Annotated in this window: 10 protein-coding genes; 2 read left to right on the top strand and 8 right to left on the bottom strand. The window is 58.1% G+C overall.

Features of this window, described 5'->3' with window-relative positions; genetic code table 11:
* Positions 1-55 precede the first annotated feature (55 nt).
* Positions 56-787 carry an oxidative stress defense protein gene (locus CBW22_RS16425; RefSeq protein WP_021506655.1) on the bottom strand — a complete coding sequence of 244 codons (732 nt, stop codon included), beginning with the start codon at positions 785-787 and terminating at the stop codon, positions 56-58.
* 219 nt (positions 788-1006) lie between these two features.
* On the opposite strand from CBW22_RS16425, the gene CBW22_RS16420 reads away from it, so the two are divergent.
* Positions 1007-2314: an MFS transporter gene (locus CBW22_RS16420; protein ID WP_059011508.1), complete on the top strand. Its 1308-nt coding sequence runs from the start codon at positions 1007-1009 to the stop codon at positions 2312-2314.
* On the opposite strand, the gene CBW22_RS16415 is transcribed toward CBW22_RS16420, so the two are convergent.
* Positions 2301-2999, bottom strand: coding sequence for an IclR family transcriptional regulator domain-containing protein (locus tag CBW22_RS16415; RefSeq protein ID WP_058757102.1), 699 nt, complete (start codon positions 2997-2999; stop codon positions 2301-2303). The genes CBW22_RS16420 and CBW22_RS16415 overlap by 14 nt on opposite strands.
* Positions 3000-3060: 61 nt before the next feature.
* On the opposite strand from CBW22_RS16415, the gene CBW22_RS16410 reads away from it, so the two are divergent.
* On the top strand, positions 3061-5337 hold the full coding sequence (locus CBW22_RS16410) for an FAD-dependent oxidoreductase (protein ID WP_441339117.1): 2277 nt from the start codon (positions 3061-3063) through the stop codon (positions 5335-5337).
* On the opposite strand, the gene argO is transcribed toward CBW22_RS16410, so the two are convergent.
* From argO to tkt, 6 genes are all read right to left on the bottom strand, one after another.
* Positions 5316-5939, bottom strand: a complete 624-nt coding sequence (argO, locus tag CBW22_RS16405; protein ID WP_088517202.1) for an arginine exporter ArgO — start codon at positions 5937-5939, stop codon at positions 5316-5318. The genes CBW22_RS16410 and argO overlap by 22 nt on opposite strands.
* Positions 5940-6068: 129 nt before the next feature.
* On the bottom strand, positions 6069-6944 hold the full coding sequence (gene mscS, locus CBW22_RS16400) for a small-conductance mechanosensitive channel MscS (protein ID WP_088517201.1): 876 nt from the start codon (positions 6942-6944) through the stop codon (positions 6069-6071).
* A 188-nt stretch (positions 6945-7132) separates the two neighbouring features.
* Positions 7133-8212, bottom strand: coding sequence for a class II fructose-bisphosphate aldolase (fbaA, locus tag CBW22_RS16395; RefSeq protein ID WP_058757103.1), 1080 nt, complete (start codon positions 8210-8212; stop codon positions 7133-7135).
* 104 nt (positions 8213-8316) lie between these two features.
* Positions 8317-9480, bottom strand: coding sequence for a phosphoglycerate kinase (pgk, locus tag CBW22_RS16390; protein ID WP_021506648.1), 1164 nt, complete (start codon positions 9478-9480; stop codon positions 8317-8319).
* Positions 9481-9531: 51 nt separating this feature from the next.
* Positions 9532-10551: an erythrose-4-phosphate dehydrogenase gene (gene epd, locus CBW22_RS16385; protein ID WP_021506647.1), complete on the bottom strand. Its 1020-nt coding sequence runs from the start codon at positions 10549-10551 to the stop codon at positions 9532-9534.
* Positions 10552-10949: 398 nt separating this feature from the next.
* The gene (gene tkt / locus CBW22_RS16380; protein ID WP_058757105.1) at positions 10950-12941 is read right to left on the bottom strand and encodes a transketolase; all 1992 of its coding nucleotides are present in this window, start codon (positions 12939-12941) and stop codon (positions 10950-10952) included.
* Between the last annotated feature and the right edge of the window lie 84 nt (positions 12942-13025).

Raw genomic sequence — 13025 nt, 5'->3', positions numbered from 1 at the left:
GGTTCTGCTGCTGGAGAGCGCGATGAATCGCGCCGCTACAATTTTACAGGCTAACTCACTGCGCCGTATTCGGTTTGATTTCGAATACCACATCCACCTGATCGTCAAAATGGATACTCTGCTGCTCGTAGGTCTGCTGCGCGGTGGTGTCCGCTGCGGCACCGGCCGCTTTGTACATGCGCGCCATCGGCATAGGCTGGTAGTTAGCCACGTGATAGCGAATGCTGTACACCGAGCCCAGTTTGGCATTGAAGCCTTCCGCCAGGGCGCTCGCTTGCTGTGTGGCATTGGCAATCGCCGCTTTACGCGCCTGATCTTTGTAGCTGTCTGCGTTAGCCACGCCCAGCTCAACAGAACGAATCTCATTCAGGCCCGACTTCAGCGCGCCGTCCAGCAGCTCATTCAGCTTATCCAGCTGGCGCAGCGTCACTTCCACCTGACGCACCGCACGGTAGCCTTTCAGCACCGATTTACCCTCTTTGGTGTAGTCATACTCCGGCTGGGTGCTGAGATTAGCCGCATCAATATCTTTCTTCTCGATGCCGTTCTTTTGCAGGAAATCAAAATATTGCGCCACGCGGTCGTCAGCCTGTTTTTTTGCATCCGCCGCGTCTTTCGACGAAACATTCACCACGATGGAGAGCGTCGCCATATCCGGACGGGCATCCACGCTGGCCTGTCCTGATGTCACCACGTGCGGTCCGTTCGGCACTTCTCCCGCCTGGACCAGACCGGACAGTGCGCCCGTGCTCATTACGGCGGCCAGCGCCAGTGCTTTCAGTTTCACGAAAGTCCTCCTTGAAGGGTTCAATTTGCAGGTCGCCACTATGGCGAAACCCAAAACACATTACTATGCGTGATGGTCTGAGTTTGAAATTAGCAAAAAGTTCGGCTTTGCTCAGGTTTAACGTATCCGCGATCGCAAATTTATCGCTACAGATTCGCTGAAAAGCGCCGCCTGCGTTTCTATTAAAGAAACACTTCTGCCCCTCGGGAGAGTTGTATTATGACAGAACAGCCACTTAGCCAAAGCGCGGTCAGCGTGCGAGCCGGACGCACACGCTTTATGATGCTGGCCCTGGTGTTTATCAACATCATCATTAACTACATGGATCGCACCAACCTGTCGGTGGCCGCCACGCAGATGGCCGGTGAACTGCGCTTCACGCCGCTGGAGATGGGGCTGATCTTCTCGGCGTTCGGCTGGATCTATGCGGCGCTGCAGATTCCCGGCGGATTCCTGATCGATCGTCTCGGCGCGCGGCTGGTATACGGCGCGGGGCTGTTTGCCTGGTCGCTGATCACCGCGCTGCACGCTTTTGCCAGCAGCTTCGGCGCGCTGTTCGGTCTGCGCCTCGGCGTGGGTGCCTTCGAGGCGCCGGTGATGCCGGCTAACAATCGGGTGATTTCCAGCTGGTTCCCCGAGCAGGAGCGTGCCAGTGCAATTGGCATCTACTCGTCCGCACAGTTTGTTGGCCTCGCCTGTATGACGCCGCTGCTGTTTCACGTGCAGGCTGCGTTTGGCTGGCGCGGGCTGTTTCTGATTACCGGCGTGGCGGGCATGATTTGGGCGCTGGTGTGGTATCTGCTGTATCGCGAGCCGAACCAGCACAAAGGCGTATCAGAGGCTGAACTTAACTATCTGCGTGACAACGGCGCACTGCTGGAAAATCGCCAGGGCAGCCAGCCGCCGCGTGCACGCTGGGCCGATCTGGCGCAGATGTTTCGCAGCCGCAAGCTGGTCGGCATCTATATTGGCCAGTTCACCATCTCCGCCACCTTCTGGTTTTTCCTCACCTGGTTTCCCACCTATCTGGTGGAGTATCGCCACATGGACTTTATCAAGAGCGGCTATGTGGCGTCGCTGCCTTACTTCGCGGCGTTTTGTGGTGTGCTGCTGGCTGGCTTTGCCTCAGACCGCATGATCCGGCGCGGCGTGTCAGCCAGCGTGGCGCGCAAGCTGCCGGTGATCCTCGGCTTGTTCCTGACGCTGTTCATTCTGGGTGCTAACTACACCGAAGATTCGCGGCTAATCATCCTGTTTATGTCGCTGGCGTTTTTTGGTAATGGCCTGGCGACCATCACCTGGGTGTTTGTCACCGCGCTGGCGCCGCGCCATCTGATCGGTCTGGCCGGCGGCGTGTTTAACTTTACCGGCGCGCTGTCATCGATCGTGGTGCCCATCGCCATCGGCGCCCTGATTGACGGCAGTAACTTCGCGCCGGCGCTGGCCTTTATCGCCGTGCTGGCCGCTATTGGCATCTGCAGCTATCTGTTTGTGGTAGGAAAAATTGACCATGTCAGCGCGCGCTGATGAGCCGTTTCGCCAGCGCGTGCAGCTGTTGCAGACGCTGCGCCAACTGGGCCTCATCGGCCTGCCAGATTTTGGCGAAGGCCAGCGCCGCGCGGTTGTTATTGATCGGCTGCGCCATACTGATTTCGCCGTCCTCGCGATGCCACACCAGATTATCGCCGGTGCGTTTGCGCGCCAGCAGCGGCGCAATCTGCGCCCACTGTTCGTCACTGAAGCGTGGCCGCAGCACCTCGTCACTCTCCGCCGCCAGCAGCGCGACGCCAATCACCGACTGCCACGCGGGCAGCATGCGGAATCCGGCCAGCGCCTGGCTGGTACTGGTGCGCTCGCCGGGCTCCGAGTGCCAGATGTAGATGACCTGGTCCTCCCACAGCACGCCAAGCGCCACCACGATATCGCGCGGCGCGTGCGCCTCCAGCTGCGGCAGTGCCGAAGCAAACAGCGACGATCCACGAATGGCCTGCGCCGCCAGCGCATGAATGCCCGGGCCCGGCAGATAGCGCCGGTGTTCATCCTGAATCGTCAGGCCGATGGACGCCATGGTCATCAGCAGACGGTTTACCCGCGTGCTGTTCATCCCCATCTGGCGCGCCAGTTCACGGCCGCCGACCGCTTTGTCACTGGAGACCAGATATTGCAGGCAGCGAATTCCGTCAATCAGGCTCTGGTTGGGTTGCGAAGACATAAATCACCTTGTGACGGTAAAAATTCAATCTTAGCAGCCTTCAGGCGGGAGTAACCTCATGATGCAAACTTTCTCTTCTCAGGCCGCGCGTGCCTTTCCGTTGCAGTCGTTACACGCCGATGTGCTGGTCGCCGGTGGCGGTCTGGCTGGCGTGTGCGCCGCGCTGGCTGCGGCACGCGCGGGCCAGCAGGTAGTGCTGATTCAGGATCGCCCGGTCCCCGGCGGCAACGCCTCCAGCGAAGTGCGGCTGTGGGCCAACGGCGCGACGTCGCATATGGGTAATAACAACCGCTGGGCGCGTGAAGGCGGCATCATGGGCGAGATCATGGAGGAGAACCTGTGGCGCAACAAAGAGGGCAACCCGGTACTGTTCGACATGGTGCTGCTGGACATCGTGCAGGCGCAGCCGCGTCTGACGCTGCTGCTCAATACCATAGTCAGCGACATCGAAAAATCCGCGCAGCGCCTGCAGGCGGTTCAGGCTTTCAACGCCATCAATCAGACCCGCTATCGCGTGACGGCCGACCAGTTTATTGATGCCAGCGGCGACGGCGTGCTCGGCTATCTGGCCGGGGCAGCGCACCGTGTGGGCGCAGAATCACCGCAGGAGTTTGGCGAAAAAATGGCGCCGGGCGAGCAGTTTGGCCACAAGCTCGGCCACTCAATTTATTTTTATACCAAACGCAGCGCGCAGCCGGTACGCTTTGTACCGCCCTCCTTCGCGCTGAAAGAGATCACCGCCATTCCGCGCTATAAACGTTTGAGCTCCGATCTCAACGGCTGCGATCTGTGGTGGCTTGAGTGGGGCGGCCGGCTGGATACCGTGCATGAAAGCGAAACCATCAAGTGGGAGCTGTGGAAGATTGTCTGGGGCGTGTGGGATTACATCAAAAATTCCGGCGAGTTTGCCGATGCCGACACGCTGACCATTGAATGGGTCGGGCTGATTCCCGGCAAGCGCGAGAGCCGACGCTTTCTCGGCGACACCCTGCTGTGTCAGCAGGATATCATCGCGCAGCGCGACCACTACGATGCGGTGGCCTACGGCGGCTGGTCGATTGACCTGCATCCGGCCGACGGCGTGTACAGCGCTCACGACGGCTGCCGCCAGTTCCACAGCAAAGGCACTTACACCATTCCGTTTCGGGCGCTGTACAGCCAGTCGCTGGATAATCTGCTGCTGACCGGCCGGCTTATCTCTGCCACGCACGTTGCCTTTGGCAGCGCGCGCGTGATGTGCACCTGTGGCGTGCTGGGCGAAGTGGTGGGCCGCGCGGCGGCGCTGTGTCAGCAGCATAACCAGACACCGCGTCAGCTGGCGCAGCCGGAGCATATTGGTCAGCTGCAGCAACAGCTGCTGCGCCACGGCGCGTTCATTCCGCGTCAGCAGCTGGCGCATCCGGCCGGTGCCGCTCAGGTCAGCGCCAGCAGCACCTTCGCCCTGCACGCCCTGCCGGCGGATGGCGGCTGGCACGCCCTCACCTCACGCTGCGCCCTGCTGCTGCCGCTTAAAGCCGGAGAACGCCTGCCCGCGCTGACGGTGCGGCTGCGGGCGTCATCCGCGCAGACGCTGCAGGTTTCACTGCTGACCAGCGACAATCCGGCCAATACCTGCGGCGATCGGCTGCTGGCCACACACAGCCTGCAGATTAGCGGTGAAGAGGCGTATTCGCTGCCGTTTGACTACCGTGCGGAGTGCGATCGTTACCTGTTTATCGCCTTTGAAGAAAATCCGGCGGTTGAAGTGGCGCTCACCCGCCAGCGCCTGCCGGGCATTATGATGGTATTTAACAGTCTCAATCCGCGCGTCGCGAAACGCACCCGGCAGATAAACGACGGCGATTACGGCGTGGATGAGTTTGATTTCTGGCTACCGCGCCGCGCGCCCAATCAGATCCTGATCGCGTTTAGTCTGACAACACCGCTGCGGCTGTGGCACTGCGACTATTTGCTCAACGGTAAACTGCGGCCGGAAAGCCACACCAACGGCTGGCTGCCGGCGGCGGACGATCGCCAGCCGTGGGTGTGCTGGCAGTGGCCGGACGCGCAGCGCGCCAGCCAGATTACGCTGCTGTTCGATAACGATTTCGATCATGCGATGGAAACGGTGCAGATGGGCCATGCGCAGGCGGTAACGCCGCACTGCACTACCCACTATCGCCTGTGGCTGGATGACAGGCTGCTGGCCGAGGTCAGCGATAATCATCACTCGCTGTGCCATCATGCGCTGCCCCCGGATACCACGTTCCGCCAGATTCGGCTGGAGCTGCTGGCCAGCGCAGGCGCCCTGCCCGCGCTTTACGGCCTGCATGTGCATCACCAGCCGGCGATGCCCTGACGCGCCAGCTGCACGGCGATAAACCACATTACGCCGCCCACCAGCAGATTAATGATGCGCTGCGCGCGCACGGTGCGCAGGCGCGGCGACAGCCAGGCGGCCAGCAGCGCCAGACCGAAAAACCACAGCAGCGAGGCGCTGGCGGTGCCGAAAGCAAACCAGCGGCGCGCCTCCGCCGACGGCAGCTGACTGCCGAGGCTGCCGAGCACCACGAAAGTGTCGAGATAGACATGCGGATTGAGCCAGGTCACCGCCAGCATAGTGGCGACAATGCGCCAGCGCCCCTGCTTCAGCGCCGCCTCTGACGCCAGCGTGACATCGCCCTGCCAGGCACTGCGCAGCGCGCCCCAGCCATACCACAGCAGAAACGCCACGCCAGCCCAGGTGATCAGCATCAGCAGAACCGGCGACTGCTGCAACAGCGCGCTGCCGCCAAATATTCCGCCACAGATCAGCGCAATATCGCTCAGTGTGCACAACGACGCGGTCATCAAATGGTAGTGGCGCTTAATGCCCTGGTTCAGGACGAAGGCGTTCTGCGGGCCTAACGGCAGGATCAGCGCAGCACCAAGGGCAAGCCCTTGTAAGTAAACAGATAACACAGAAGAGTTCCTGATAAAGTAGTGTTGCTGTGCAGTATAGTGAGGCGTGGATATTAGCGGAAATGGAAAGAATTAATCGGTCATTAGCGTAACTGATAAAACAAGGGCACCCGCCGGTGCCCTGATAACTTACTCGCTGCGCGCAGGCTGCTGCGCCTCGCTCTGCACCTGATGCAGGTGCACGTCCATCTGCGGATAAGGAATACCGATACCGTGCGCATCCAGGGTGCGCTTGAAGTTCTTCATCAGATCCCAGTAGACGTTTTGCAGATCACCGCTTTTGCTCCAGCAGCGCACCACAAAGTTCAGCGACGAAGCCGCCAGTTCGTTCAGGCCAATCTGGATACCCAGATCTTTCAGCACGCGCTCGTCCGCTTCCACCACTTTACGCAGCAGATCGATCACCTGATCGACATCCGCATCGTAGGCGACGCCAATAATGAACTCGTTGCGGCGGATAGGTTCGCGCGAAAAGTTGACGATGTTGCCGGCGATGATTTTGCCGTTTGGCACCACCACGATTTTGCCGTCAGCGGTTTTCAGCGTGGTTGAGAAGATCTGTACATTCTGTACGGTCCCCATTACGCCACCGAGATCGACGAACTCACCGGTACGGAATGGACGGAAGGTCACCAGCAGTACGCCTGCCGCCAGGTTGGAGAGCGAACCCTGCAGTGCCAGACCGACGGCCAGACCGGCAGCACCGAGCACGGCGATCACCGAGGCAGTCTGCACGCCGACGCGGCCCAGCGCGGCAATAATCGTGAAGGCAATGATACCGTAGCGCACCAGCGCCGAGAGGAAATCAGCCACGGTGGCATCAATATGACGCGCGACCAGCAGGCGATTGACGCCGTTCGATACCACGCGCGCGATAATCATCCCGACAATAATGATGGCGATAGCCGCCACGATGTTCACCGCATAGCTGAGGATCAGCGCCTGGTTGCGCACCAGCCAGCCACCTGCATTGTTAATGCCGTCAACGACGTTAAGATCTTCCATTTGTTAGCCCTGTTGTTGAGTTTCCCGCAGGAAAGTACAAAAACTGCCAGATTCAATCCGACACTCCCGAGTACAAGGGTAAACAATAATGGGGCGAAGCGCCAAAAATGTGCTGTATAAACCGGGATTTCCAGACGGGACGCATAAAAAAAGGCCCTTTCGGGCCTTTTTTGTACGGTAAGCAAAAATTACAGTACGTCGACAGCGTTCAGCTCTTTGAAAGCCTGCTCTAAGCGCACAACCATGGAAGATTGTGCCGCACGCAGCCAGACGCGTGGGTCGTAGTATTTTTTGTTCGGGCTGTCAGCGCCGTTCGGGTTGCCAAGCTGACCCTGCAGGTACGCTTCGTTGGTTTTGTAGTACTGCAGGATGCCGTCCCAGGTTGCCCACTGGGTATCGGTATCGATGTTCATCTTGATCACGCCGTAGCTGATAGACTCTTCGATTTCTGCAGCAGAAGAACCGGAACCGCCGTGGAACACGAAGTCCAGCGCGTTGTGCGGCAGGCCGTGTTTCTCTGAAACGTATTTCTGCGAATCACGCAGAATGGTTGGGGTCAGTTTCACGTTGCCTGGCTTGTACACGCCGTGCACGTTACCGAAGGACGCAGCGATGGTGAAACGCGGGCTGATTTTGCTCAGCTCGGTGTAAGCGTAATCCACGTCTTCTGGCTGAGTGTACAGTGCAGAAGCGTCCATGTGGCTGTTGTCCACGCCATCTTCTTCACCACCGGTGCAGCCCAGTTCGATTTCCAGCGTCATATCCAGTTTCGCCATGCGCGCCAGATATTTAGAAGAAATCTCGATGTTCTCTTCCAGTGACTCTTCAGACAGGTCGATCATGTGTGAAGAGAACAGAGGCTTACCGGTTTTCTTGAAGTGCTCTTCGCCAGCATCCAGCAGGCCGTCGATCCACGGCAGCAGTTTCTTCGCACAGTGGTCGGTGTGCAGGATTACTGGCACGCCGTACTGTTCAGCCATCAGATGCACATGGTGTGCACCAGCGATTGCGCCGAAAATCGCAGCGCCCTGTGGTTTGTCGGTTTTGAAACCTTTACCGGCGATGAAGGCAGCACCACCGTTGGAGAACTGAACGATGACCGGCGCTTTAACTTTAGCCGCAGCTTCCAGTACCGCGTTGATGGAATCCGTGCCGACGCAGTTAACGGCTGGCAGAGCGAATTTGTTTTCTTTCGCTACTTTGAAGATTTTCTGAACGTCATCACCAGTGACAACGCCGGGTTTTACGAAATCAAAAATTTTAGACATGGTTGTGTCCTGTTTCGTTTATCGTCCACTCCCCAATGGGAATGCGATCTGTTCGCCCATAGCGGGCAAGCCTTCAGACAGCGCCGAAGCGCTGCCCCCAAAAATTACTGCTTCGCGCGCTCTTCCAGCATGGCTACTGCCGGCAGTTTTTTGCCTTCCACGAACTCGAGGAACGCACCGCCACCGGTAGAGATGTAGGAGATTTTGTCCTCGATACCGAACAGGTCGATAGCCGCCAGGGTATCACCGCCGCCGGCAACAGAGAACGCGTCGCTGTCTGCGATAGCGTTGGCAACGATTTCGGTGCCCTTACGGAAGTTCGGGAACTCAAACACGCCAACCGGACCGTTCCACAGAATGGTTTTTGCGTCTTTCAGCAGCTTCGCCATGTTCTGTGCGGTTTCGTCACCGAAGTCCATAATTTCTTCGTTATCCGCTACTTCGGAAACCTTTTTCACGGTTGCCGGGGCAGTTTCGGAGAATTCCGTGCCGACGCGTGAATCGGTCGGTACCGGAATGCCGTACTGGTCGCGCAGGCCTTTAGCGGCCTCAACGAAGTCTGGCTCGTACAGCGACTTGCCGACGTTGTTGTCGATCGCCACGAAGGTGTTAGCGATACCACCACCGACAATCACGGTGTCAGCGATTTTCACCAGCGACTGCAGCACGTCGAATTTGGTCGACACTTTAGAACCACCCACCACGGCGACCAGCGGACGCTGTGGATTGCTCATCACTTTGCCCAACGCTTCCAGTTCGGCAGACAGCAGCGGACCGGCACAGGCGATAGGGGCGAATTTGCCCACGCCGTGAGTGGACGCCTGCGCGCGGTGCGCGGTGCCGAATGCATCCATGACGAACACGTCACACAGCGCGGCATATTTCTTCGACAGGGTTTCGTCGTCTTTTTTCTCGCCTTTGTTGAAGCGAACGTTTTCCAGCACCACCAGTTCACCCGCGCCCACTTCAACGCCGTCGAGGTAGTCTTTCGCCAGGGTCACGTTAGTGCCGTTCAGTTTTTCTTTCAGGTAGTTAACAACCGGCAGGAGGGAGAACTCTTCGTTGTATTCACCTTCGGTCGGGCGACCCAGGTGAGAGGTAACCATCACTTTCGCGCCCTGTTTCAACGCCGCTTCGATGGTAGGCAGAGAAGCACGAATACGTGCATCTGACGTCACTTTCCCTTCTTTCACTGGTACGTTGAGATCGGCACGGATCAGAACGCGTTTACCAGCAAGATCCAGATCGGTCATCTTAATTACAGACATGGTGAACCCTCTCGTTGATTCTCATAAGTTTTGCCAGACGCAGTCCGCGTCTTACCTGAAACCGCTTGCGGCCATTGCTAACGTGGTGTCGATCATGCGGTTAGCAAAGCCCCATTCGTTGTCACACCAGACCAGGGTTTTGATCAGGTGGTGACCGCTGACCCGCGTTTGCGTGCCGTCCACTATGGCACTGTGCGGATCGTGGTTAAAATCTACTGAGACTAACGGTAATTCCGTATAGTCAACTATACCACGAAATGCCCCCTCTGACGCGTTTTGCAGCAACGCGTTGACCTCACACGCCTTCACCGCCTGGCGCACCGAAACGCTCAGATCAATGGCGGTCACGTTGATCGTCGGCACGCGCACCGCGATAGCCTCGAAGCGATCGTTAAATTTCGGAAAAATACGGGTAATGCCAGCGGCAAGACGCGTATCGACCGGAATGATCGACTGACTGGCGGCACGGGTACGGCGCAGGTCGCTGTGATAAGCGTCAATCACCTGCTGATCGTGCATCGCCGAGTGGATGGTGGTCACGGTGCCCGACTCAATGCCAAAGGCGTCATCCAGCAGCTTGATCACCGGAATAATGCAGTTGGTGGTGCAGGATGCGTTGGAGACAATGCGGTCAGTTTGTTTAAGAGCCTGTTCGTTAACGCCGAACACTACGGTGGCATCCAAATCGTTGCCGCCGGGATGCGAGAACAACACTTTCTTCGCGCCAGCCTGCAGATGCGCTTCACCATCGTCGCGGCTGCCGTACACGCCGGTGCAGTCCAGCACGATATCGACATTCAGCTCGCGCCACGGCAGCGCGGCAATCTCCGCCTGATGCAGGATACGGATGGTATCTTCGCCAACCCACAGCTGATCGCGCTCCTGGCGTACATCAAAGGCAAAGCGGCCGTGGCTGGTGTCGTACTTCAGCAGATGCGCCATGCCAGCCGCTTCCGCCAGTTCGTTAATCGCCACTACGGTGATTTCCGCCCGGCGACCGGTTTCATACAGCGCACGCAACACGTTGCGCCCGATACGACCAAAACCATTTATTGCGATACGAATGGTCATCTCACTTCCTGCAGCCACACCTGAAAAAACGTGCCAAATACCTTGAGCGTTTCGCTGCGTTTTGTACAGGGAATTCTTGCCCGGTTACGGTTGCTGACGGAGAGCACACGGCTGCAACTGAAACGGTTCAGCGAGAATAAAGCATGGAAGGAATAACAGGAATGATTGCGATCAACTGTGCTGCTGATTATTGGATCTGCGTCACAAATTCAGGCAATGACAATTATTACTGCAGGAATAATTGAACCGTTTCAGGTTCAGGCGATAACAGGGCCGCCGATCTGCTTATCGGTGTCGCGGCGCAATTTATTGCGCGTGGTTAAGCATGAAGATAGCAGCAGAAATGCGCGATGAATCGCGCCGCTACAACGCGCAGCGGCGCGACGGGTTACGCGAAATTACAGAATCGATTTCGCGGTTTTCACTACGTTGGCCACGGTGAAGCCGAACTCTTCGAACAGCTTCTCAGCTGGCGCTGACTCACCGAAGGTGGTCATGCCAACGATGGCACCGTGCAGGCCGGTGTATTTGAACCAGTAATCCGCAATACCGGCTTCGATAGCAACGCGTGCGCCAACTGCTTTCGGCAGCACCGACTCACGATAAGCCGCATCCTGCTTATCAAACGCATCGGTAGACGGCATGGACACCACGCGCACCTTACGACCTTCCGCGCTCAGCTGCTCGTAAGCGCCGACCGCCAGCTCAACTTCAGAACCGGTCGCAATCAGAATCAGCTCCGGCGTGCCGTCGCAATCTTTCAGCACGTAACCACCGCGCGCCACGTTAGCCAGCTGCTCAGCGCTACGATCCTGCTGCGCCAGGTTCTGACGCGAGAAGATCAGGGCTGATGGGCCGTCAACGCGCTCGATAGCGTATTTCCATGCCACCGCAGACTCTACCTGGTCACACGGACGCCACAGGCTCATGTTCGGGGTGGTGCGCAGGCTGGCCATCTGCTCAACCGGCTGGTGCGTCGGGCCATCTTCACCCAGACCGATAGAGTCGTGCGTATAAACCATCACCTGACGGATTTTCATCAGCGCCGCCATGCGTGCCGCGTTACGCGCGTACTCGACGAACATCAGGAAGGTTGCAGTGTACGGCAGGAAGCCACCGTGCAGCGCAATACCGTTGGCGATGGCAGTCATACCAAACTCACGCACGCCGTAATGAATGTAGTTGCCTGCGGCATCTTCATTGATCGGCTTCGAGCCGGACCACATGGTCAGGTTGCTTGGCGCCAGGTCAGCCGAGCCGCCCAGATATTCCGGCAGCAGCTTACCGAAGGCTTCGATGGCATTCTGCGATGCTTTACGGCTGGCGATTTTTGCCGGATTAGCCTGCAGCTGCTCGATGAACTTCTGCGATTCCGCCTGCCAGTTAGCAGGCAGCTCGTTGTTCACGCGGCGTTTGAACTCTGTGGCCAGTTCCGGATGCGCAGCGGCGTAAGCAGCAAACTTCTCGTCCCAGGCTTTCTCTTTCGCCTGGCCGGCTTCTTTGGCATCCCACTGTGCGTAGATTTCAGAAGGAATTTCAAATGGCGCGTAGTTCCAGCCCAGCTGTTTGCGGGTCAGTGCGATTTCGTCGTCACCCAGCGGGGCACCGTGCGAATCGTGCGTACCGGCTTTGTTCGGGGAACCGAAACCGATGATGGTTTTGCACATCAGCAGCGATGGCTTGTCGGTGACCGCTTTGGCTTCTTCTACCGCTTTTTTGATCGCGTCGGCGTCGTGACCGTCCACGCCACGCACCACGTGCCAGCCGTACGCTTCGAAGCGTTTGGCGGTGTCGTCGGTGAACCAGCCATCCACGTGGCCGTCGATAGAAATGCCGTTGTCGTCATAGAACGCCACCAGCTTGCCGAGCTTCAGGGTACCGGCGATGGAGCACACTTCGTGTGAGATACCTTCCATCATGCAGCCGTCGCCCATGAACACGTAAGTGTGATGGTCTACGATGTCATGACCCGGACGGTTGAACTGCGCCGCCAGCGTGCGCTCAGCAATGGCGAAGCCCACGGCGTTCGCGATGCCCTGACCCAGTGGGCCGGTAGTGGTTTCTACGCCTGCGGTGTAGCCGTATTCCGGGTGGCCTGGGGTTTTAGAGTGCAGCTGACGAAAGTTCTGCAGCTCGCTCATCGGCAGGTCATAGCCGGTGAGGTGCAGCAGGCTGTAAATCAGCATCGAGCCGTGGCCGTTGGACAGCACGAAACGGTCGCGATCTGCCCACAGCGGGTTAGTTGGATTGTGGTTCAGGAAATCACGCCACAGCACTTCAGCGATATCGGCCATGCCCATTGGGGCACCCGGATGTCCCGATTTCGCTTTCTGTACTGCATCCATACTTAACGCGCGAATGGCGTTGGCAAGCTCTTTACGAGAGGGCATCTTCTACTCCAGGTCGGATTAATGCTCCGCCACGCTTAACTGATTGTAATTAATGAGTTATAAGGCGAAGCGAGAAAAAAGTCG

This window comes from Pantoea sp. VS1, assembly GCF_002207995.1.
GTDB classification, from domain to species: Bacteria; Pseudomonadota; Gammaproteobacteria; order Enterobacterales; family Enterobacteriaceae; genus Pantoea; species Pantoea dispersa.
Note: the sequence above shows the minus strand (reverse complement) of the source record. Positions and strands in the feature narration are given on the sequence as shown.

What these genes read in the sequence shown, in the direction of transcription:
- CBW22_RS16420 (WP_059011508.1), top strand. Translation starts at nt 1,007, where the DNA reads ATGACAGAACAGCCACTTAGCCAAAGCGCGGTCAGCGTGCGAGCCGGA.
- CBW22_RS16415 (WP_058757102.1), bottom strand. Translation starts at nt 2,999, where the DNA reads ATGTCTTCGCAACCCAACCAGAGCCTGATTGACGGAATTCGCTGCCTG.
- CBW22_RS16410 (WP_441339117.1), top strand. Translation starts at nt 3,061, where the DNA reads ATGCAAACTTTCTCTTCTCAGGCCGCGCGTGCCTTTCCGTTGCAGTCG.
- mscS (WP_088517201.1), bottom strand. Translation starts at nt 6,944, where the DNA reads ATGGAAGATCTTAACGTCGTTGACGGCATTAACAATGCAGGTGGCTGG.
- fbaA (WP_058757103.1), bottom strand. Translation starts at nt 8,212, where the DNA reads ATGTCTAAAATTTTTGATTTCGTAAAACCCGGCGTTGTCACTGGTGAT.
- pgk (WP_021506648.1), bottom strand. Translation starts at nt 9,480, where the DNA reads ATGTCTGTAATTAAGATGACCGATCTGGATCTTGCTGGTAAACGCGTT.
- epd (WP_021506647.1), bottom strand. Translation starts at nt 10,551, where the DNA reads ATGACCATTCGTATCGCAATAAATGGTTTTGGTCGTATCGGGCGCAAC.
- tkt (WP_058757105.1), bottom strand. Translation starts at nt 12,941, where the DNA reads ATGCCCTCTCGTAAAGAGCTTGCCAACGCCATTCGCGCGTTAAGTATG.